The 23,245-nt window shown below is 35.4% G+C and carries 20 protein-coding genes; 6 read left to right on the forward strand and 14 right to left on the reverse strand.

The genetic code is table 11. The features are described from left to right. Nucleotides 1-65: 65 nt before the first annotated feature. The 7 genes from CG11_RS22515 to CG11_RS22545 form a co-directional block, all read right to left on the reverse strand. Nucleotides 66-293 carry a hypothetical protein gene (locus CG11_RS22515; RefSeq protein ID WP_052599114.1) on the reverse strand — a complete coding sequence of 76 codons (228 nt, stop codon included), beginning with the start codon at nt 291-293 and terminating at the stop codon, nt 66-68. Between the two features lie 656 nt (nt 294-949). Further along, entirely contained in the window at nt 950-2,215 is a 1,266-nt protein-coding gene (locus tag CG11_RS22520; RefSeq protein ID WP_052599115.1) for an HlyD family secretion protein, read from the reverse strand. Between the two features lie 2 nt (nt 2,216-2,217). Further along, nucleotides 2,218-4,428 (reverse strand): peptidase domain-containing ABC transporter, encoded by a 2,211-nt coding sequence (locus CG11_RS22525; RefSeq protein ID WP_052599116.1) that lies wholly within the window; start codon nt 4,426-4,428, stop codon nt 2,218-2,220. Nucleotides 4,429-4,433: 5 nt separating this feature from the next. Beyond that, complete coding sequence (locus CG11_RS22530) at nt 4,434-5,168, reverse strand: hypothetical protein (protein ID WP_052599117.1); 735 nt, start codon at nt 5,166-5,168, stop codon at nt 4,434-4,436. Nucleotides 5,169-5,172: 4 nt separating this feature from the next. Continuing rightward, nucleotides 5,173-5,367, reverse strand: coding sequence for a hypothetical protein (locus tag CG11_RS22535; protein WP_052599118.1), 195 nt, complete (start codon nt 5,365-5,367; stop codon nt 5,173-5,175). 6 nt (nt 5,368-5,373) lie between these two features. Then, complete coding sequence (locus CG11_RS22540; protein ID WP_052599119.1) at nt 5,374-6,402, reverse strand: RimK family alpha-L-glutamate ligase; 1,029 nt, start codon at nt 6,400-6,402, stop codon at nt 5,374-5,376. A 456-nt stretch (nt 6,403-6,858) separates the two neighbouring features. Beyond that, the gene (locus CG11_RS22545) at nt 6,859-7,065 is read right to left on the reverse strand and encodes a hypothetical protein (protein ID WP_052599120.1); all 207 of its coding nucleotides are present in this window, start codon (nt 7,063-7,065) and stop codon (nt 6,859-6,861) included. A gap of 372 nt (nt 7,066-7,437) precedes the next feature. Here CG11_RS22545 and ppk2 point away from each other — a divergent pair, with 372 nt between their 5' ends. Then, entirely contained in the window at nt 7,438-8,274 is an 837-nt protein-coding gene (ppk2, locus tag CG11_RS22550; RefSeq protein WP_052599227.1) for a polyphosphate kinase 2, read from the forward strand. Next, nucleotides 8,274-8,795 carry a DUF4442 domain-containing protein gene (locus CG11_RS22555; RefSeq protein ID WP_063833185.1) on the forward strand — a complete coding sequence of 174 codons (522 nt, stop codon included), beginning with the start codon at nt 8,274-8,276 and terminating at the stop codon, nt 8,793-8,795. Before ppk2 ends, CG11_RS22555 begins: the two co-directional genes overlap by 1 nt. Nucleotides 8,796-9,050: 255 nt before the next feature. Here the strand turns inward: CG11_RS22555 and CG11_RS22560 are convergent, their stop codons facing one another. Next, complete coding sequence (locus CG11_RS22560) at nt 9,051-11,531, reverse strand: OmpA family protein (protein WP_052599121.1); 2,481 nt, start codon at nt 11,529-11,531, stop codon at nt 9,051-9,053. 614 nt (nt 11,532-12,145) lie between these two features. Between CG11_RS22560 and CG11_RS22565 the strand changes: the two genes are divergently transcribed. Continuing rightward, complete coding sequence (locus tag CG11_RS22565) at nt 12,146-13,054, forward strand: DUF3137 domain-containing protein (protein ID WP_052599122.1); 909 nt, start codon at nt 12,146-12,148, stop codon at nt 13,052-13,054. Nucleotides 13,055-13,206: 152 nt separating this feature from the next. On the opposite strand, the gene CG11_RS22570 is transcribed toward CG11_RS22565, so the two are convergent. The 5 genes from CG11_RS22570 to CG11_RS22590 form a co-directional block, all read right to left on the reverse strand. Continuing rightward, a complete protein-coding gene (locus CG11_RS22570; protein WP_052599123.1) occupies nt 13,207-13,578 on the reverse strand; it encodes a VOC family protein in 372 nt (123 codons plus the stop codon). Nucleotides 13,579-13,652: 74 nt separating this feature from the next. Continuing rightward, nucleotides 13,653-14,405 (reverse strand): DUF2490 domain-containing protein, encoded by a 753-nt coding sequence (locus CG11_RS22575; RefSeq protein ID WP_052599124.1) that lies wholly within the window; start codon nt 14,403-14,405, stop codon nt 13,653-13,655. A gap of 53 nt (nt 14,406-14,458) precedes the next feature. Further along, entirely contained in the window at nt 14,459-15,778 is a 1,320-nt protein-coding gene (nhaD, locus tag CG11_RS22580; protein WP_052599125.1) for a sodium:proton antiporter NhaD, read from the reverse strand. A gap of 107 nt (nt 15,779-15,885) precedes the next feature. Further along, a complete protein-coding gene (locus CG11_RS22585; RefSeq protein ID WP_063833186.1) occupies nt 15,886-17,652 on the reverse strand; it encodes a SulP family inorganic anion transporter in 1,767 nt (588 codons plus the stop codon). Between the two features lie 182 nt (nt 17,653-17,834). Continuing rightward, on the reverse strand, nt 17,835-18,242 hold the full coding sequence (locus CG11_RS22590) for a hypothetical protein (protein ID WP_052599126.1): 408 nt from the start codon (nt 18,240-18,242) through the stop codon (nt 17,835-17,837). Between the two features lie 204 nt (nt 18,243-18,446). On the opposite strand from CG11_RS22590, the gene CG11_RS22595 reads away from it, so the two are divergent. After that, nucleotides 18,447-19,088, forward strand: a complete 642-nt coding sequence (locus tag CG11_RS22595; RefSeq protein ID WP_156039865.1) for a Crp/Fnr family transcriptional regulator — start codon at nt 18,447-18,449, stop codon at nt 19,086-19,088. A 1-nt stretch (nt 19,089) separates the two neighbouring features. Here the strand turns inward: CG11_RS22595 and CG11_RS22600 are convergent, their stop codons facing one another. Next, on the reverse strand, nt 19,090-19,629 hold the full coding sequence (locus CG11_RS22600) for a hypothetical protein (protein ID WP_156039866.1): 540 nt from the start codon (nt 19,627-19,629) through the stop codon (nt 19,090-19,092). Nucleotides 19,630-19,760: 131 nt separating this feature from the next. Here CG11_RS22600 and CG11_RS22605 point away from each other — a divergent pair, with 131 nt between their 5' ends. After that, entirely contained in the window at nt 19,761-20,606 is an 846-nt protein-coding gene (locus CG11_RS22605; protein ID WP_052599129.1) for a hypothetical protein, read from the forward strand. Between the two features lie 143 nt (nt 20,607-20,749). Further along, nucleotides 20,750-22,990, forward strand: a complete 2,241-nt coding sequence (locus CG11_RS22610; protein WP_052599130.1) for an NADP-dependent isocitrate dehydrogenase — start codon at nt 20,750-20,752, stop codon at nt 22,988-22,990. Nucleotides 22,991-23,245 lie beyond the last annotated feature (255 nt).

Here is a 23,245-nt window from a genome sequence, read left to right on the forward strand (position 1 = left end):
GACATTTTTTTAGAAAAACACCTAGATTGCAAAATGCAATCTAGGTGGGTAGATAAATTCCCTGTTTAATTTCCAGGCTCTAGACCTGTTGGCGTAGAATCTGCACAATCAAACTCTTGATCTCTAAATCTCCCTCCATCATCTTCTACAGTAACAGCAATAGAGTCAGAACAAGTATTACTGCCTTCTTCATAAGTACAGACATCTTCAATTTGTTTCCCTCCCATTATGTTTTTAAGGTTGTTGACTTTGAATGCTTCAAATTGACCGAATTTACTTTCTTGAATTTTCATAATTAAAATAAAATTTAAAAAAATTTGAGTTATCCCACTTTCCGTAAGTGAGTTGAACGCCTGTGGGGTTTAATTTTGTATGATCAGGACAAAATGGGGTACAGGTATCCCTTATCTATAACTGACAGTAATAGGCAGAGTAATAGATTAAAAACTATTCTGGGCATTGCTTACAGAATGCCTTTTAACTATGCGGGTAAAATCTATTTGTAATTGTAGAGTAGCATTTAGGAATAAAAAGGATTTAGTTGATTAAATTGGATTTAGTTTTAATTTTGCAGACTAAGGGGATGTACAAAATGTAGATCATGAATTAGGAAAAATAGTAGGGGGCTGCTTCAAATGTAGAATATAAAATTTATAAATGCAAATAGTTTTACATTGTTTTAACTTGTTTTACATTGTGTTACGTTTGGATACATTTTGTTTTAAAATTTATTTTGAGAGCATTAAATAATGCAAAAAGTTATAAAAGGAAAAATGCATTTGGTCTAACGAAGGGAACAGTAGAGCAAACGAAAGTAACATTCGAGTTAACGAAGAAAAAGGAGTAAAAAAGTACAGAAAGGTGTTTTTTAAAGAATAGAAAAAGTCTTTGGTAGAAGAAAAAATTAAAGTTTTAGAAGAAAAAATATTAACAATTTTTAACACTAAATCTAATTTTTTAACACGTCCAACAAGCCAGAAAAGATACGCTCCAAAAGTGTGAATTCCTTGGTTTGTATGGCAATATGAGCATTCATTTTTTGTTGTTTAGGGATGGAGACCCCATAGTTGGTAACCCAACTTTGCGGAAGTTTTAGCAAGACTTCATACTGATTATCGGTTGGGATAGGGGCAATTTCAATGACCTCTGCTGTTAATATCCCATATTCAGCAGAGGGGTAATTATTAAAAGAAATAGTAGCCTTTTGACCAACAGCAACTTTACCAATGCCATTGGCATCCATTAGTGCTTTTAAAAATGCTTGTTTTTGTGCTGTATTGGGCAAGATTGTTAGCACAGGAATGTCGGGAGATATTTGATTTCCTTTTTGAAGTTTGTGCTTCATCGAGACAATTCCAAAGGAAGGAGCATAAAGAATGTATTTTTTCTTCCAGTGCTCTACCGCAGTTTTAAGTACTTCCTTTTTTTGTTGAAAATCAACTTCTAAGCGAAAGAAAAAGTCGTGTTGTTGTTTTTTATATTCAGGGATTTGAATTTCTAATTGTTGTATTTTTATTTTATTGGTAATAATAGAAGATTCCATTTGGTGGAATGTACGCTCATTTTGTAGATAAGTATTCTCTTTTTGTTCAAATTCTTGAAGACTAATGACACCATCTTGCAAGAGTTTCTTAGACCGATCCAAATCTTTTTTTATATTCTTTAATTCTTGTGCAAACACTTCCTTTTGTGCGACCAAAGAATTGTTCAATATGTTGTTTTGTTCGATTTCTTTTTGAAGCGTAGAGATGCGTTGATTGGTAATATCGTTTTGGCGAGCATCCTCTAATTGTTTAAATAATAAAGCAGCTTCATGGTAAGTAGAGCTCAAATCCCCCAACTCTTTTGACATAAACGTGGTATCAAAAATAGATCTATTGGTTTGTAGAAGTGTATCTAAATGCAAAACAGCTAGCCAGTCAGCAGTTGATTCAAGAACAAGGATAGGAGTATTGTGTCGAATGGTATCCTTATTTTGAACCAATAAAGTGTGTATTCTACCATTAGTTTGTGTGAATATCTCAATAGGAGGATGATCAATATAAGTAGTAGCTTCTGATTTTAAGACATCAGGATATTTTATCATGGCAGCAATACCAAAAATAACACAAAAGAAGAGTGCAACCACTGTAATACCCCAATGAGTTAACCAGGAGGGAGGGTTTCCCATCGCTTGCTCTATTAATGTAAATTCAGTGGATTTTTGATCTGACATGTTTATTCTATATTTACTCCAACTTGTTCGACATCAAGTTGGTTTTGAACCAATCTATAATATTTTCCTTTTTGGTTTAAGAGGGTTTGATGGGTTCCCTGCTCAACAATTTTTCCTCCATCCAAGACGACGATTTGGTCTGCATTCATGACGGTACTTAGTCGATGCGCTACAACAACAACGGTTTTGGAGGTTAAAAACTGGTTTAAATTTTCTACAATTTGACGTTCATTGGAAGTATCCAAAGCGTTGGTTGCTTCGTCTAAAAACAATACATCAGGATTTTTATAGACCGCCCTAGCAATAAGAATACGCTGTTTTTGCCCCTGTGATATGCCACTCCCTTTAGAGCCAATCATTGTATTGTATCCTAACGGAAGCGTAGCAATCAAGTCGCTAATATTGGCAATTTCAATCGCTTGATGTAATTTTTTATAATCAATAGAGGTATCGCTTTCGGCAATATTTTGAGCAATGGTATCTGAAAAAATATACCCATCTTGCATTACAGTGCCACAAAGGCTTCGCCAATAGCGTTTGTCAATAGAGGATAAGGGTGTTTTTGCAACTGATATTTTTCCGTTGATAGGTTCGTAAAATCCTAGTAATAATTTTAGCAAAGTAGTTTTGCCGCTACCACTAGCACCAACAATAGCCGTTGTTTTGCCAGCAGGAATGGTTAAATTGATATTGTTTAGAACAGGTTTGGAGATAGGTGTATAGCCAAAAGATAAATTCTCTAATACTAAATCAGCCGATGGAGGAAGCTGTTTAATTAAGGACATGTTGGAAACATTTTCTTCCTTTTCAGAAGTAATTTCCCCCATTCGTTCTAAGCTGATTTTAGCATCTTGAGCAGTATAGACAAAACTTATAAATTGCTGAAAAGGAGCATTCAGTTGCCCTACAATATATTGAACGGCAACCATCATACCCAAGGTCATTTCTCCGTTAATGACAGCACTTGCTGCAACAAAAGAAATTAGTATATCCTTGAGTCTTGAAAAAAGTAAAACGCCAAATTCTTGATATTGCCTTAGGGCTAAGGACTTGGTTTGGACATTAAATAATTTGGCTTGCACTTCTATCCATTTCCAACGTCGTTTTCGCTCACTTCCTTGCAACTTAATTTCTTGAACGCCATTGATAATTTCATACAAGGTTTCTTGATTGTTAGAAAACTGCTGAAAAGCCATGTAATCTAATTCTTTGCGCCATTTTAAAAAGCCCCAAATCCAAAGCAGGTAGAGGATAGAAAAAAAGAAGAAAATAGCAAAAATAACTTTATTATAGACAAATAAAACACCCGAAAAAACAGCAACTGTTACTATAGAAAATAACATGTTTAGAAGTGAATTGGTCAAAAAGGTTTCTACTCGATGATTGTCGCTGATTCGTTGGTACAAATCACCAATGTTTTTGCTGTCAAAGAAACCTAAAGGCAATGCCATCATTTTAGTCAGAAAATCGGCAATTAAATTGACATTTACTCGACGTCCTATATTGAGAGCAATCCAAGATTGGATGAACTGAACAAATACCTGACTAACCGATAAAACAAGTTGTGCGATTAAAATCAACCATACAAAACTTATGTTTTGATTGTTAACTCCTACATCTATTAGAGACTGTGTTAAAAAAGGTAGGGTAAGTTGGAAGATTAATCCAATGGTCATGCCCAATACAAACTGAAAAATCAATCGCTTGTATGGTTTGAGATAACTAAAAAGATACCGCCATTTAGATCGGTCTTCTTCTAAATCGTCTTCTTGATAAAAACTAGGAGTTGTTTCGAGCCCCAATACTACCCCTTTTTTTTCGGCAACCAACCAAGAATTTTCAAAGACAGAGCGTTTTAATTTTAGCTTTCCTTCTGCTGGATCAGCTATCCAAACATGTGTTTTTGTGATTTTATAAACAACCACAAAATGTCTTTGCCCCCAGTAAGCAATACAAGGTAAAGGCATTTGTAAGAGCCCAGGAACCGTCCCCTCTTGGTCGTAAGTGAGCTTTAACGCAATGGTACGATAACCAATGCTTTCGGCAGCTTCCGATATGCCTAGTAGAGATACTCCTTCTCTTGTGATATAACACTTTTCTCTCAAATATTGTAATGGAAACGTTTTTCCATGCCATTGAGTAATCATCTTGAGACAGGTCGGGCCGCAGTCCATCGCATCAAGTTGTCTGTAAAATGGAAATTTTAAAGCCATACTAATCAATGGTCTAATTCATACAAGCAAGTGGTATCGTAATGATATTTTCCATCCCTTTGCTGTACTTCTCGTAAATCAAAACAAGTTAATCTAAATGCACAATCTTTGCATCCCTCAATATTAGATTTGGGAATGTTGAATTGATCGTGATCAATGAATTGCACCTTGTCCTTGTCTAAGAGAAGCGTATCTCTAGAGTAGTGGTACAAATTATTTTTCTGAGAAATAAAAATAGCGTTAGGACTACCATACAACATTGGTTGGTAGGGGGTATTGTTTGCATTGGAAGACTCTCTATTAAACACTCTATATCTTGCAAAGTACTTATAAAATTTTTCTAGGGGATAAGCATCCGAAATAAAAATGACAATGCCAAATTGAAAGATATTGTTATTAATCCATGTGACTAGTGTTTGTAGGGAATCTAGGGCTATTGGATTTTTTTCAGGGCAAAAAATACGCACATTGAAATAAGCTATATCATCGTTGAAATACTGGCTCAGAAAATTAAAATTTTGGCTTTGGGGCAGTTGTTGAAGCTTGATGTCAAGAATTTCTTTTTGATAGATATCTAGTTGAGGAGGGATATAACGCGCTAAACTAGCCGTTAAATCAGTGTTATCAGCCAACTGCTTGAGTTGTGTATTGGCAAGGGTTCTAATCTCTCTAGTTTCTAAATTAATTAAGGCACTTTTAGATTTACCTTTAACGATATAAATGGAATCTTCTGTTTTCATATTCTTAAGGCAGTAAAGCACGTTCAGCATATTTAATGCATAAAGCTCTGTTGCTAAATTTAGGTGAATAAAATGCTCTTTTGGGTCTCAATTCGTGGTTGTTTTGAGAATCTTCAAAGTTAATTGCTTTAAACATCAAAGGCAGCTTTCCTTCATTTACTAGATTGGTGTATTTTTCTAAAATTTTTTCTTGTTTCATAATTGATTATTGTAAGATGGGAGCTTCCTTTTTTTGTTTGGACTTGGTGAGTAATAATTGAAAAATGCGCTCGTGTATAGGTATGCTCAGGAACGAACCGTAGTATTCAACAACTCCATCTTGGTTGATTTCTAAAAAAACATAATTGCCATCAGAACGTTTGATAATATCCATGGTACATAAGTCTAATTTGAAATAGCGGCACAACTTGATTACCTTATTTTTTACATTCTGATTTAGGTGATATTCTTCGTTGGTGATTTGTTGGTTTCTATAAGCCAACTTAATGTCTGTGGTAGGGATATCTCCTCCTTTGTAATATTGTTTTACACAATGTAATTCTTCCCCTACCAAAATACACTTAAGTTCATATTTTGATGGAATACGTTCTTGTATGAAGGAAGGAAAAATTAAATCTGAGGAGACGTCATTGGTGTCGTTTAAATCAATAGAAGTTGTCTTGATGCTCATAATCTCTTCTTCCTCTGGAAGGTATCCTAAACCACCTATTGGTTTGGTAATGGTTGCATCGTGCTGGGAAATAAATTGATTGATGTCTTGTATAGAATTAGACAATAACATGGAGGGACATGTTAATCCAAATGCGTTTGCTTTGATTGTTTGAAAGGGCTTGTTTTTGCAGGCAGGGTCATAATCGTTAACAATGGGAATTTCTATATTTCGAGCAAAGTTTAGAATTAAATCCCTTAAGTCATAGACTTCTTTAATCAATTGTTGTAAAGTATAATTGGGAACAATGCCTTTGTAACTGTTGAACAATCTACCTGTTGAAAGAAAATTGTTGCTAATACGTCGTTTCCAGATCAAAGAAAATTCGCTTAGGTGATGAACTTGTTGGTTGACCTTAAATAAAAGATCGTTTTCTCCAATAGTTACTTGTATATCATTAATCCCATTGGGTAACAAATCTTCGAGATTGATTCGAACAACTTCAATGCCATGTTGAATACAATACAATTGTGTTTTTTCAATGAGTGTTTCCGAAAAATGAGTACTTAAAAATAAAAATTTCAAACTAATGCTTTTGAATATAAAAAAAATAAATATATGGTCTATATGTAAAAAAGAAATGTGCTAGTTATGGTCTAGCTTTAGCTAATTAATAATTTTGAAGCCAAGTAAATACTTGCTTTCGGCAATTGATTTATAGTAAAAGCGAATCTTGAGCATCTCTACTGTCATGATGGAAAAGGCTAAGAAGTATTCTTGGTGCCAAGAGAAATCAGATCACAAAAATTATTTAGGTTTGTATGTGATTTTATGTGTTAACTTTTTGGTCAAAGGTAGACTCATTGTAACCAACTAGCAAGTACCAATTGACAGGTGTGCAGGTTGAACTAGCAAGCGTGTCAAATAAATGGATTGTTGTGCATGGTGATTAAGAGTAGTTATTATTAAAACTTGAGGCAGATGAAACATAAAAACTACCTCAAGTTATTCGGTTCTTTTAGGTTTTAAAAAAGCCTGCGATTAACCATTGTCAGAGTGATCAGAACTTCCATTGTCTGCATAGTCCGAATTTCCGTTGTCGTGATGATCTGAATTCCCATTGTCGTGATGATCCGAATCACCGTTGTCGTAAGAGTCAGAAGCGAATTTCATGTTTCCTCCAGTAATTGCGTTCATTTGATCTGATTTGATAACTTCAGCATTTTTGAACAAATCTACTTTTTTCATTGTAATAAGTTTTTGTAAGATAAATGAATTAGAAATCCGTAAAGATTTCATGAATTAAATTGGAACAAAGTTATAGTCCTGTGATTTTGGATTCAAACCTAAAAAAGAGAGCTTTTAAGATTGTCAGTATGTATTAGTGTGTTATACTATGTTCGTATTTAGTTTATTAGTAATTTGTTTTTAGATATGTTTAAAGCCGTTTAGTAATCAAATGGACTCATGGAGCTTTATTCCTCATTTTCAATTCAACAGTAAATAATGTATCTTATGCTTTTTTATAAGATTGTATAAGTATTTTTTTGATGAGAAGAAGTAAACGCATCAATTTATATTACTTTTTAAGTACAAAATTAAATGACCAAAATAGCCATTATGAGTGATTTTAAAATAACAGAAGAAGATCTTAGAAGACTAAATACAAAGGATGGATACAAGAAGTTGTTGAGCTCCAAAGATGTTAATGTTAAAAAGATTTTGAAAACCTTGAAGTATGAAGAGGAGTTAAATGACCTTCAAATTGAGCTGCTCAAAATGCAAGGCTGGGCTGCTGCCAATAATAAACGCATTGCAATTTTATTTGAGGGGCGTGATGCTGCTGGCAAAGGAGGAACCATTCGTCGTTTTGTAGAACATTTGAATCCACGTTCGATTCGCATTGTTGCTTTGCCCAAACCGACTGAAGAAGAACGAGGGCAGTGGTATTTTAGAAGATATATCAACCAATTGCCCAATCCTGGTGAGTTGGTGTTCTTTGATAGAAGTTGGTACAACAGAGCCGTGGTAGAACCTGTGAATGGGTTTTGTACGCCAGAGGAATATGCTTTATTTATGAAACAGGTAATTAGCTATGAACGAATGCTGCAAGAATCAGGAGTTATTTTAATTAAGTTTTGGTTGGATACTAGCAAAGACGAACAAGCGAAGCGTTTTGAAGCAAGAAAAAAAAGTCCTCTCAAACAATGGAAATTCAGTCCAATAGATGAAAGAGCACAAGAGTTGTGGGAAGTATATACGCAGTACAGGGATGCTATGTTTGAGAAAACACATACAGAAGATTGCCCGTGGGTGATTGTACAGGCAGATGACAAAAAAACAGCACGATTGGCTGCTATTCGTTATGTATTAAACAGCTTAGATTATGAAGGGAAATCAGATGAGAATGTTCGCTTAAAACCTGATTCAAAAGCTGTTAAAAAGTATAAGAAGTAATGATGTTTGTACCAAAAAAAACGACAAGTTTTAAAATGCGCTTGTTTGCATTGGTCATGAATTTATTTCCAACCTATCGACGTACTGGTGGAAGGGCAACATTTATAGCTGCTGATTTTTCAGATGTACACATTCGGTTGAAATTGGGTTGGGGAACGAGAAATTATGTAGGAACAATGTTTGGAGGAAGCATGGCTTCTGCGGCAGACCCTATTTATATGATTCAGTTGATGAGGATGTTGGGGAGCGATTATGTTGTTTGGGATAAATCAGCAAATATTCGATTTAGGCGACCTGGCGACCGTACCTTGTACATTCGTTTTTTGATTACCGATGAATTACTACAACGTATCAAAACACGTATTTTAACAGAACAAGAGTTCGACATCGAATTGAGTGCGGATTGGGTAGACAAAGAGGGGACGGTCTATGCAACTGTCGGCAAAGTTTTATACATTGCTAGTAAAGCATTTTACAAAGAAAAACAACGCAATCGAAAAAAAATAAAAGAAAAAAGTTAATTTTTTTTTAGGCTAGTGGACGTTTTAAAATTTGTTACGTTCTATAAACATAGACATCTAATGTTGTTAAAGTTACGTTATAGTTATTGTTCGGCATACTAAATGTATATTTCATTCGTGTCGAACGATAATGACTATATAGAACAAAGATTTAATATAAAATATAAAGAAACATTGCTTTTTGGGTCGTAATGTGTTTTGAGAGACTATCCTGCTACGATAGTCTCTCTATCTTTTTGAGTAAGATTGAATTCATCAATCTATTTTGGGAGGGACTTTTATCATGCCCGTGGGAGTGTCTTCAGAGTTAGTACCCAATACTTTCATTTCTACTCGCTGATTGCGTTGTCTTCCTGCAAGCGTTTTATTGGTAGCAATTGGTTGACGTTTGCCATAACCTTTGTAAGTAACTTGTTGGGGAGGAATCCCTTGATCAATTAAATATTGAGCAACATTTTTGGCACGTTCCATAGACAGTCGATCACAATAGTCGTGTTCAGGCAAGCCATTGGTATGACCACCTATTTCGATAACAATAGATGGATTGTTGCTTAGAAACTTCTGCAAACGAGATAGTTCTTTGGCGGCATGTTTGGTAATATAAGAAGAGTCCGCAGGGAAAAAAGTGTTGTTTAAGCGAAAAATTTGACCCTTTTTTAAATCTTTAGGGTTTAAGTTTTCTTCAAAATTACCACGACGCTGTACCGTTTTGTCGTATCCCACTAATGAAATAATGGAGAAATTATTAACATCGGTATCATTTTTAGCGGTAATAATTCGTTTGTATGCCACTCCTTTCTCTACCAAATAAGTCTTTATTTTATCGGCTTTATCCTTCGTTGGACTACTCAACTTGATGGTCATTTCAGGGTATTTCTCCATAAAAATAACCAAGCGATCTAGTTCAGGTTCTGCTTCAATGGATAAATCAGCTGTGTTGCCTAGAAAGAAAATATTATTGAGCGGAATTGTTTCACCAACTTCAATAGGATGTAGGTACAAGGTGATATACATTTCCGTATAAGCATCAATTTTTCCAATATCAATGCTTTTGCTTACAGGGTAGTACCCTCCTTTAAAAGCTAAAAAGTTGTATTGGTTTTCTGGAGGCAAAACAGCTTGGTATTTACCATCTTTGCTACTTGACAACGCATTTCCTTTTTCCTCATTGGTTTTCCAATCATAATAAATGATTTTTGCTCGAATAGGCTCTTTGGTAACCGCATTAAATACTTTTCCTTTGACCAATAATACAGGTTCTGGGCGAGATTCAATGGGAGGAATAACTTCATAAACATCTTCTGCACCAATGTGTTTTTCTCCTTTGTTAGAAACGAAATAAGCTTTGGTTCCAGATGCGGCAATGCTATAATGCGCTTCCCATTTATTTGAGTTAATTTCAGGACCTAAATTTTGTGGTGTCGACCAATTTTTCCAAGTATCATCCAAGCGTTTAGAGACAAAAATATCCATAGAGCCATATCCGCCATGACCAGAAGAAGCAAAATAAAGTGTTTTGCCATCAGCTGCTAAAAATGGTGTTCCATCTTCATAGGCTGTATTAATCGTTGGGCCTAAGTTTTTGGGTTGAGAAAAATGACCATTAGGTTGCAAAAACGATACGTATAAATCCAAATGGCCATAGGAATCATTGCGTTCAATAGAAAGTAGTAGCAACTGCTTGCTCGCTGCTAAATGGATGCTGTGGATAGGGTTTTGATTGTAATAATTATCAATGATAACATCTTGGGGAACTTCCCACGTACCGTCCTCTTTGCGATGAGAAATAGAAACTCCTTTTCCTTTGGAGGTGCCACTCTGGTTATATGTGTTGCCCAACAATAATGTATTATTATCAGGCGATACCGAAATAACTTGATTGTGATTGTTGTTATTAATTGGAGCTTTCATATGTTCTAGAGGACTCCAAGAGCCATCTTTTTGTTTGTAAGAGACCCAAGCATCGTCTCGTTTGTCCAAGCCCTTGTTTTGGGGGTGCCCTTTTCTAGTAACATATAGACTCTGCCCATCGTGCGCAATGAGCGGGTGTAGTTCTGCATAAGCAGAATTAATATTAGCCCCTAAATTTTTACGTTCATTACCTTGAACCGCATTCTCTACTAGGTTAATGGCTCTATCTTGCTGAATTTTTAAATAATCAATTTTGGCCGAGGTTTTACCCGAAATGACAAAGCCCAACAAATCACCGTAAAATGGAAGAATTTGAGTCGTGAAAGCAACTCTTCCATCCAAATAAAAGCGCATTTTGCCATTGTTCTTGCGAATAGAAATAGTGTGCACTTGATTGTTTTGATAATTGCCCGTCAACGTCCAATCTACAACACGGGTAAATTTACCTTTGTTGCAGGTAACAACCGAAGTCTTTCCTTGATTGCTAATTAAAAAAGCATTGTAATTATTTAAGTCTTTTACGCCCCAAATAATACCATACACACTTTGAGTGGTTTTTAGAAAAGGGGTAATTTTGCTTTCGATATAAAAAGAAGTATCAGGATGTACGGGGATAGATTGCCAGAAATACCAAGCTCCCTGATTTTGTTTGTATTCAATTTTGTATAACCCATCCTCTACAACGGCACTATATTCGGAGGAGCTGCCATGCATCCATTGCAAAAAATTGTTGTCAAACTGTTCTTCAAAAATTAAATTTTTTTGAGCGGAACAAACTGAAACAAATGCCAAACAGAACAGGATCAATATAAGGCGAGTATTCATACGATTTTTAATTAATTTGATATTTGTCAATAATACTTCGTGGCTTTTCTCATTTTTACAAAAAATAAAAAAAAACTAACATTTATTTGATTATCAGTGTTTTAGGGTTTGAGTGGTAGAGTTTTGTCTTATTTGATAATCAAAATAATGCGATTCTTTACGAAGTAATGTGTCAACTTAATCTAGGTTTATTACGATGGACTACGTAGCATTTTTTTGCTAAACTAAACAAACGAGCAGTTTTTAGTTGAAGAGTGGTAAACGTAAAAAGAGATAGATTAAATTGTGCGAAATAGCATACAAGATCGTCTTATTTATCTACTTAATACAATACTTTATGATTAATTCATGGTTAGTTTCTAACATTTTTAACCATAAAAACTGTATTTTTATTGTCTGTCAGGAAGGCAAAGGTACGAATATAATTCAGAATAATTTTCTTTGATTTTTATCTTTTTACTAAAAAATAGAAAAAAAATATAGATAGTTGAATCATTATCAACAAATAAAATAATAGTAAAAGATTGCTCTTGTATAAGGACGATGAAGCCGTATACTTGTGGCATTTGTAACCTACAGCAACCCAATGCTTAATTAATACCCAAACATTAAAGGTGGAAGATATAGGTAAGTTTAGACGGTTTTATAATGATCATATGCACAGCAAGTTGATAGTTTTTGAACGTCAACGAAAACAATTATTAGCTCTGATGTTTTTAGGAGTGATCTTGATGATTTTATTGAGTATCTTTGTGTTAAGTTTGGATATGTTTGCCTTGTCCATTTTTCTATTTGTGCCTTGGTTTTTGTTGTTTCGGGTATATCAACATCGTTCCGATGTCTTTAGGGCTGGTTTTAAGCCTATTGTGGTGCAATCTATTTTAGAATTTATGGATTCAAGGTTGACCTATTATCACAAGGACTATATTAGTAAAGATACGTTTCTGCGCAGTCGTATATTTCCGATGAACCCTGAGTTATATTACGGGGAAGATTATATTATGGGAAAAATCGGTGAAATCTTTTTTGAGATGTGTGAATTGGAATTGTACCACACTGATAAAGTGAAGGGGAAATTAGAAAAATGGTTTGAGGGCATCTTTTTTCATGCCAATTTCAATACGGCATTTAAAGGGCGAATTGTTATGATTCCTCGATCGGATTGGCAACTATTTATTCCTATCATGAAAGAGTACACCAAATATGGAGGCTATGAATTAACGGATACAGGCAATGCTGCATTTGATGAAGAATTTATAGTTTATTTGGATAGAGATATTCATTACAAAGAAATTTTGACCCCTGAACTAATTATTGCCATCAATCAATATCACATAAATAGCGGCAAGAAGGTCTATGCTTCTTTTTATAACAGTCATTTTTATATGGCAATTAACGAGCCTCAAGACTTATTAGAAGCAAGTGTTTGGCATTCCAATTTGAACTTTGAATTGATTGCGGCTTATTATAGAGAGTTATCGCTGTTTACGCAGATTGTTAAAGACTTTGATATCACACATTAAACGTTTTTTTTGATGGTTTTGCTTAAAAGCAATTGAATCTTTGGAGGATGTGCCAGAAGAGCTGCTAGCCCCTATGCATGGGTAATTTGAAAATGAACCAATACATCATTGTTCACTTTCAAATCCCCAAGAATGCTTTTTTAGGTATTTCACTAGACATGCTGATCAATTAAAATCACATTGCCGTCAGGGTCTGTAACGGCAAAACTAGCTGGACCAGTTCCATTTTCATCGGCTTCGTTCTGTATGGCAATTCCTTGTTTTTTTAGATGTTGTTGAATTTCTCGAACATCGTCAAATTGCTCTAAAATATTAGCATCATTATCCCACCCAGGATTAAAGGTAAGAATATTGTTTTCAAACATACCTTGAAATAAACCAATCAAAGATTGTTCGTTTTTCATAATGAGATAATTTCGTTCTATTTTTCCTGCAAAAACCTTGAAGCCAAGCGATTCGTAAAATGCTTGAGAAGCTTTGAGGTCTTTAACACTGAGACTAATAGAGAAGGCACCTAGTTTCATAATTATTCTTTTAGTAGTTTTTCATTTTTTGATGAACGATTGTTCTATCTAAAATACTCATTTTTTCTGAATCATTACTTAAAATGAATGTTATAACTAAATGTCAATTGGATGATATGATTCCCTTCATATAAGTCAGCATTCCGTTGCAAGACTTGGTGCATGTATCCTAATTCTACTTTTCCATTTGTATTAAAGGCATAACCTACCCCTACATACAGCCAATTTTGATTGAACAATTTAGCCGATAAGTTATTGGAATTCAATCCTAGAAAAATTTCATCAAAAGCCTTGACAAAGAGTTTGGATTTTGTGGACTCAAAGACTTTGACGGTATAACTAGCCGTAAGTCGATACCGAAATCGCTGTACAAACTTAAAGCCATCTATATGGTGTTGTTCCTTAGAGTCTTGTATCACTCGATTCACAAAACGATGTTCCAAGCGATAGCGATGGTTAAAACGTAGAGCATTAATCTTGTGTTTTAATTCAAATTGTTCCCAAATATTATGCTCTTTAGTGGGTAGAGGACTTGGAAATTCTCCATAGGGATCGTTCAGTATAAAAGAATAACCAACTGAGCCGATGACAAAATTGGCTATTTTATAATTTAAAGACGGACGTTCTATCATTTGTTGAGGCGCCAATATCCAATTGGAACGCCGCCAATGAAATTCATTAGCCAAGTAGAAGCGGTTGGTGATGAATAGCTTATTGGTCAATGATGTCCATACCGAATGTGTATGAGTAGTCGTAGGCTGATGTTGAGCCCAAGTCGTATGTTGATATAGAATTGTGAATGCTATATAAATGAAGATGCGTTTCATATTTTTGTTTTTTTTGTCTTAAAAGAGAGCTAAATAGGTACTTAAGAGCAGCTTTAATGAAACAATTGAGCTTGAAGGTAAAAGGTGAGTACGCCAGAGAAATAACCAACAATAGCAAGCCAAGCGATTCGCTTCATGTACCAAATGAAATCAATTTTTAGAATTCCCATGATGGCCACACCCGCAGCGGAACCAATAATTAAGGCGCTTCCTCCCGTTCCAGCACAGTATGCCAACAATTCCCAGAAGGAATGATCCATTGGGTAGACATCTAGAGAGTACATACCCATTGCACCTGCAACTAGAGGGACATTATCAACAATAGAAGAAAGTAAGCCAATAAAAATGTTAATCAGGTATATGTTTCCAAAACTAGCATCTAGCAGATGGGCTAATTGTGCTAAGTGTCCTGCGGTTTGCAAGGCAGCAACCGCCAATAGAATGCCCAAGAAAAATAAAACACTAGGGACATCTATTTTGGTTAGAACATTGACGATAGAAATTTTTTCTTTTGTTTGGTCTACTTTTTTGTGATTGAGTATCTCTGTAACCATCCAAAGAACTCCTAAGCCAAATAAAATTCCCATAAATGGAGGCAAATGAGTTAAGGTTTTAAAGATCGGTACAAAGAGCAATAGACTAATACCCAAAAAGAAAATTAACTGTTTTTCAAAATTATTGACGGGGATTGAATGGTGCTTGCCTTCTACTTGTGCTGGTCGAGTAATATGTCCTTTTAGTGTAAAAGAGACAATTGCAAGTGGTGCCAATAAAGCCACTAAACTTGGTAAAAATAATTTTAAGACGATATTCTGAGCAGATACTTGCCCTCCAATCCAAAGCATAATTGTCGTAACATCTCCAATGGGAGACCATGCACCACCTGCATTGGCAGCAATGACAATAATGCCTGCAAAAAACCATAAGTCTTTTCGATCAGCAATTAGTTTTCGAAGCAAAGCAGCCATTACAATAGAAGTTGTTAAATTATCTAATGCAGCAGACAAAAAGAAGGTGAGTATTGACAAAATCCAAATGAGTTTGACTTTTTGTGTTGTTTGGATTTTATCGGTGATAATACTAAACCCTCCGTAACTATCGATCAACTCTACAATGGTCATTGCACCCAATAAAAAAAACAAGATGCTTGAAATTTCGCTGAGATGTTCTGCAAGTTGATGGTTGATATAATGTCCTAATGCTGCATGATTACCAACTTGGTCTATTAAAATGGTATCTGCCCCCAGTACCAAAAATGTCCAACAAAGTACACCAATTAATAGAGCAGGAGCAGATTTGTCAATATGGATATTGTGTTCTAAAGCGATAGCTAGGTAGCCCAAAATGAAAATAATGGCTATTAATAGATACATAGGCTATTTTTTGATAAGTGAAAGAGAACAAAGGGCATAGGCTGTCTGGCATTTTTCTGTGAATAATTGAAAAATGCAATCAACTGTTAGGTAGCCCAATCAACGAATTATTGATGAATCAAGTGCATAGGTAGGCTAGGGTTAGTTTCTGGCGGAGTATTTCTATTTTTGAGTGCCGCCTCAAACAAACCATCAATTTCGCCTGTCACATGTTTACAATTGTATTGTTTGGCTAGATAAACCATACATTCATCTAAGTTTTTGAAGATTTCTTCTTCGTGGATGTATTGGGGAATAATACCAACAATACGAAGTCGTTCTTCCACCTTGTCTTGAAGCCCTGTCAAGTAAACTTCAATACCTTTGTTTTCTAATAATAAAATAGCTTCTTCCAAGACTAGTAGCCCCGTTTCATCCATAAAAGGAACATGATCTAAGCGCATGACAACTACTTCTACTGCATTTATTTGCTCTATTCGAGCCTTAAAGTCATCGGCAAAACCAAAAAACAAAGGACCTTCCAAGTGCTTAATGTAAACATTTTTGGCTAGAGCTTCAGGAAGCCCTTTCTCTTGCAAAATGTCCCCTAACAATCCCGCTTGATTAGATTTTAGAGTAGCATCGGACATATTTTTCATGAACATAATAAAGGAAATCATCGTGCCGATAGCTACGGCATCCAATAAGTTGTCAAAAACTGTTACCAAGAGCGTGACAATAAGAATGATCGCATCGGATTTAGGGACTTTGGGTAATAATTGCAAGCCTTTTAAATCGATAATTCCAATTCCAATAGTTACTAAAATTCCAGCTAAAACAGCCATGGGGATGAATTGAACGTAATGCCCCAATCCTAAAACAATAACCAATAAAGCAAGACCTTTAAAGATGCCCGAAAGATTGGTTCTTCCTCCTGCACGAATATTGGTCACGGTGCCCATTGTAGCGCCTGCACCAGGTATTCCTCCAAATAAAGCAACAATTAAATTCCCCAATCCTTGTCCTTTTAACTCTTTGTTGCCATTATGTTTTGTTTTGGTCAAGCTATCTGCAACAGTTGATGTAAGTAGCGTGTCGATTGTACCTAATGCTGCTAGAGTAATAGCAGGAACCAAAACCAAACTCCAGTGCTGCATTTCTAAGCTAAGGAGTGTGCCAATTTGAAGTGGAGGAACGCCTGAAGGAATGGTGCCTATTCTAGGAACATCCATTGGGAAAATTAACGAAACGGCTGTCATGCCAATCAACGCAATTAAAATACTAGGTATTTTTTTGTTGATAAGTGGAAGGGCATAAATAGCTGCAATTGTTCCTGATCCTAATAATAGAGCAGAAGTATTTAAGTCTGCCAAAGGCGTTCCCAAATTGCTTAATATATTGATCATACCTTTAGGAGAAGCATGTCCCAATAAAGGGAATAATTGAAGGATGATTATTATAATACCAATACCGCCCATAAATCCCGAAATAACAGGATAAGGCATAAATTTTACAAGCTTGGCAATACCTAAAAAACCAAAAATAATTTGAAATATTCCTGCTAAAACAAAGGTTGCCATAATAATAGGCATGGCTAAGGTTAAATCATCGTTTGTCGCAACCAAAGCCCCTGAAACGATTGTCGCTGCTACGACGGTCATTGGACCTGTAGGATCACTGAGAAGTGTTTTGGTTCCTCCGACAAATGCGGCAATAACAGCTAAAACAATAGCCGTATACAGCCCTGCTTCTGCCCCTAAACCTGATTGTATGCCAAATGCTAAGCCCATGGGCAATGCAATAATGGCACCTGTTAAACCGCCTAAAAAATCTCCTTTTATATTGCTAAAATCAAAGTAACCTAAGATCGTTTTTTGTGTTTTATATTGACTCATTTTATTGATTGTTATAAATAGCTCGCTGACAATAGAAACCCTGTACTCTATTGTTTAGAGTATGAGCTACAAGTGTAAATAAAAATACTATAGAAGTATAAACTCCAATCCTCAGGAAGGTTGGTGAGTATCAATGTTTTGTTGTGCTGTTGAGCACCGCTTATTGATAAAAAATAGAGAGGCTAACAATCAATTTTAAGGCAAGCAAATAAGATGTATAAAGGAAGGTGTTTGGGAAAGTTGTTCGTATGTTGGGAAGCGACATCATTTCTACTGTAAATGTTGTGAACAAGGCATTGTTTCCCAAAACAATTGAAAAAAGAAGCTAAAAGAGGAGGATATTCTGAAACCTCTTCCTCTATTTCTGCATCTTCGGAAGTATCTTCTTCTTGATTTTCCTCTTTTTCGTTTTCTTCTTCTTTACGAAACTGCTTTTCTTCGGTATCTTTTGGGCTTTTAGAGTGATTGTTATTTGCTACATAGTGCCCTTCAAGTTGTATGATAACTTGATCTTTAATCTCTTGAGAAGAGAAACTTAGGAGCCCAATTAAGCAACAATAAAACCAAAGAAAATGAAAACGTGGTTTCATAATTAAGTGAAAAAAAGTGAAGGGGAATAGTGGATTATATTCTAATCTTTTTCAAAAGTAGAGGAAGTCTCTGAAGAAAAGAACAGTAAAAGTTATATAAAAATGTGATTTTTGTTACATTTAAATCATTGTTATCCTTTAAATTGATTTAATGCTTTGAATATTAAGAATTTAAATTTTGAGAGTGATAAAATTTTATCTTCCTTGTCCAAAAAAGACCAAGCTTATTTTTTAAGTTTTTCTCAGCCTTTGTTTTTTAAAAAGGGAAAATTAATTTTTTATCAAGATGGAATGCCAACAGGTGTGTTTCTTATAAAAAGTGGGAAGGCAAAAATATACAAAACAGGTACTTATGGAAAAGATCAAATTTTTTACATTTATAAAAAAGGAGACTTATTTGGCTACCATGCCTTGCTTTGTAATGAGAATTATGAAGAATCGTGTGAGGCTATAGAAGACTGCGAGGTGTTGTTTGTTAATAAATATGATTTTAGATTATTGTTAGCAAAAATTCCCCAGATTCAAACATTAATCATTCAAAATATCAGCCACGAATTTGGAGTATTGGTCAATACAATTGCTATTCTTGCGCAAAAAAATTTAAGAGAACGACTAGCCCTTTACCTAGTCGTCTTAAATGAACGTTATCAAAATGAAAATCAGAAACGTACTCAAATTGTGCTTCCAAGAGAGGATTTGGCAAATGTTATAGGAACAACGAGAGAAAGTTTGGGGCGTTTATTAAAAGAGTTTAGAGAGGATAAGTTGATTAAAATTAATAAACGAGCAATAGAGATACTCAATCTAAAGAAAGTACAAGAGATTGCAAATGTAGACCCAGAGTAGGCTATTTGGGGGCTTGTTGTAAAATTTTGATTACTTTTTTTGCTTTGACTTTAAAGGCAATAGAGTTTTTATCCAATTGATCATCAATAACAATGAGCAACTCTTCTTTTAGGTCGGGATATTTTAAAACCATACTAAGAAGAACTTCTAAACTGTAGACTTTTACAGCAACTTTTACCTTAGGATCTAAGACCCACTGAAATAGTTCATCCACAACCAAACCTTCTATTTCTTCAGGAACTCCAGCCAGCCATAACATCTTAGCAATGCTTCGTTTAATACCTGGGAACGTCCACTGATTGCGATGCGTAAAACAGTAAGTGACAATAGGGCGTACTTGAGTTGGTGCTTCTGCCAATAGATGCCCCAACAACCAAGTAAAACGCATACCAATAGGATGTTCGGCATCTAGTATTTCCGTCAACTGAGTTAATTCTATTTGTTCTTTAATCAAATATGCGGTCCATTTTTGTCGGTTAGCATCAGAGCGATCATTAGCAAGGGAGGTTGTTAGGTCTTGTATAAGTTTGGGGTACATCATTTATAACTTTAGAAGTAGATCTGTTTTGATACTAATAAAAAATAAAAAACAAGATACATAATTTTAAACAATCCAAATATCCGATTGATTTACTATTGAAGAATTCTTATCTTTGTGGTAAAAAATAGCATATGAAAATTAGTTTATACGCAGTAGTTGCATGGCTACTATACATCGTTCTATTGGGGACAAGTTCTTGCAACTCTAGTAAAAATGTTGTTAAAACGAAATGGTATTCAGTAGACTCGACCATTGTGGTAGATGGTAAGATAGATGAATGGGAACGCCCTTTGATAGAATCCAATGCCTATACGGGAGTCCAATACAGTACTGGAAATGATGCCCAAAATTTTTACCTCTGTATTCGTATTAACGACAAAACAATTCAGCGTAGAATCATGGGATTAGGCATGTCTGTGTATTTGGACACCCTTGCCAAAAGAAAGGAAAAAATTGGCATTGGTTATCCACTTGCTCTGACACAGGAACAGCTAGAAACGATTTCTTTTCAAGCAGCCAAAGGAAATTTTAAAGTGGATGATCGAGCATTAGATGAAGCATACGCTACTGTTTGCCAAGAATTTGAATTGATTGGGTTTGTTGAAGAAGATCCAGAAGAGCGAATTCGAGTTAGTAACTTGGCATCTAAAGAATTAAAAACAGCAATAGGGTTTGATCATGTGGGGGCTATGTTGTGTGAATTTAAAATTCCACTCAATCAATTGTATTCAGGAAAAATGCAATACAATGAAATTCTTAGTATAGGAATAAAAGTCAATCAGCCAGCCCCTGATGCGGCAGACGATCCAGGGCTTTTTGGTGATCCATCAAGTAATAGCATTACAGGCAACAATCAATTGCAAAACCCATTGTTGCAAGGTGCGAACCCAGGAGGAGGGATGCAACAACCAAGACGAAGCTCCAATTCGAACATTGCGGGTATTTGGGCAAAGGTACAATTGAGTCAACCGAGGTAAGTTTTGGGATTTCTAATATTTTGAATAGCGATTCGTTTTTTCGACAAAAAATTGTAACTTCGCACGGGCTAATAAGCACCAAAAAATCAACAGTTAAATTGCAGTTATTTCGTAAGTAAAAACTCGCTTAAAATTTGAGAAACATGGAAACAAATAAATCAAAAATTATCTATACAAAAACAGACGAAGCGCCTTATTTGGCCACCTTCTCTTTTTTACCAATAATCAAGACATTTACAGATGCTGCTGGGATCGAGGTTGAATTGAGCGACATTTCTCTTGCGGGTAGAATTATAGCTAATTTCCCTGACTTTTTAACTGAAGAACAGCAAATTCCAGATGCACTAGCAGAATTAGGAGAATTGGTTTTAAAACCAGAAGCCAATGTTATCAAATTGCCGAATATTAGTGCTTCTGTACCTCAGTTAAAAGCAGCTATCAAAGAGTTGCAAGATGCGGGCTATGCTTTACCTGATTATCCTGAGGACCCTGCCAATGAAAAAGAAAAAGAAATTCAAAAAAGATATAACAAAATCAAAGGCTCTGCTGTAAATCCTGTTTTGAGAGAAGGAAACTCAGATCGTAGAGCACCAAAACCAGTTAAGAAATACGCAAAAAATAATCCTCATTCTATGGGAGCGTGGGCAGCTGATTCTAAATCACATGTTGCGACGATGAATGGTGGAGATTTTCGTGCCAACGAGCAATCTGTTACCTTATCTGCGGCAACAAAAGTGCGTATTGAGCATGTAGCTGCTGACGGAACAGTAACGACACTAAAAGAAGCTTTCCCAATTTTGGAAGGAGAGGTGATTGATGGAACTATGATGAGCAAAAAAGCATTAATGGCTTTCTTGGAAGAGCAAGTGGCGGATGCTAAAGAGCAAGGAGTTCTATTTTCTTTGCATATGAAAGCTACCATGATGAAGGTGTCAGATCCAATTATTTTTGGTCATGGCGTAAGAGTATTCTTCAAGGATGTATTTGCAAAACATGCTGCTGTTTTAGATGAGTTGGGGGTAGATGTTAACAATGGTTTTGGAGATTTGTTAAATAAAATTCAAAGTTTGCCTGCTGACCAAAAAGCGGCTATAGAAGCTGATATTCAAGCTGCTTATGAGAATGGACCAGATATCGCAATGGTAGATTCTGACAAAGGCATTACCAACTTGCACGTACCTAGTGATGTTATCATCGATGCTTCCATGCCTGCAATGATTCGTACTTCTGGTCGTATGTGGAACAAAGCTGGTGAAACTCAAGATACTAAAGCGGTTATTCCTGACAGTAGTTATGCAGGAATGTACCAAGTTGTAATTGATTTCTGTAAAGAGCATGGTGCTTTTGACCCAACAACAATGGGAACGGTTCCTAATGTTGGCTTGATGGCTCAAAAAGCGGAAGAATATGGTTCTCACGATAAGACATTTGAAATAACGACTGCTGGTAAAGTTCGCGTGGTTGATGCAGATGACAAAACGTTGATTGAGCATGAAGTGGAAGCTGGAGATATTTGGAGAATGTGTCAAGTAAAAGATGCTCCAATTCAAGACTGGGTTAAATTGGCTGTGACTAGAGCTAGAGCTTCTCAAACACCTGCTGTTTTTTGGTTAGATGAAGGTAGAGCACATGATGCAGAGTTGATTAAAAAAGTAAATACTTATTTAAAAGACCACGATACTACTGGTTTGGAGATTCACATTATGTCTCCAATGAAAGCAATGGAATTCTCTTTAGAGCGTATCAAAGCTGGAAAAGATACGATTTCTGTTACTGGAAATGTATTGCGTGATTATAACACAGACTTATTCCCTATTTTGGAATTAGGGACATCTGCCAAAATGTTGTCAATCGTTCCATTGATGAATGGTGGAGGTTTGTTTGAAACTGGAGCAGGAGGATCAGCGCCAAAACACGTACAGCAATTTAACAAAGAGAACCACCTACGTTGGGATTCTTTGGGTGAATTCTTAGCACTAGCTGTTTCTTTGGAGCACTTAGGAAATGCTTTTGATAACGAAAAAGCGTTGGTGCTTGGTGAGGCATTGGATCAAGCGACAGAAAAATTGTTGCTCAACAGAAAATCGCCATCTCGTAAAGTAAATGAGTTGGACAACAGAGGTAGTCATTTCTATTTGGCGTTGTATTGGGCGGAAGCTGTTGCAGCACAAGATAAAGAGGCAGAATTAAAAGCAAGCTTTGCTAAATTGGCAAAAGAATTGGCAGACAATGAAGCTAAAATTGTTGAGGAACTAAACAATGCTCAAGGAGTAGCAATGAATGTAGATGGTTATTACTTCCCTAACGAAGAAAAAGTAGCCCAAGCAATGCGTCCAAGTACTACGTTGAATGCTATTTTAGATAATGCGCTAATTAATGTTTAAGTAGAAGTTTATAATAACATATATACTTAAATTAATAATAAAAGAAGCCATCCCAAATTTTGGGATGGCTTCTGTGTTTTGTGACGAGGTTGAATCATAGACTGTTATTTTAAAAGGTTGATTTTTTGAATAAAATAAATTATCTTTTGACTAATTGCTTTTTATATATGATTGAAAATCAAATGTGTTAAAGTGGGGATTTAACAATTAACTAATATTAAAGCAAGATTTTTTTACGTTTAAAAAGTGTATTTT

Origin of the sequence: Aureispira sp. CCB-QB1 (assembly GCF_000724545.1) — a bacterium.
In the GTDB taxonomy this organism is placed as follows: Bacteria; Bacteroidota; Bacteroidia; order Chitinophagales; family Saprospiraceae; genus Aureispira.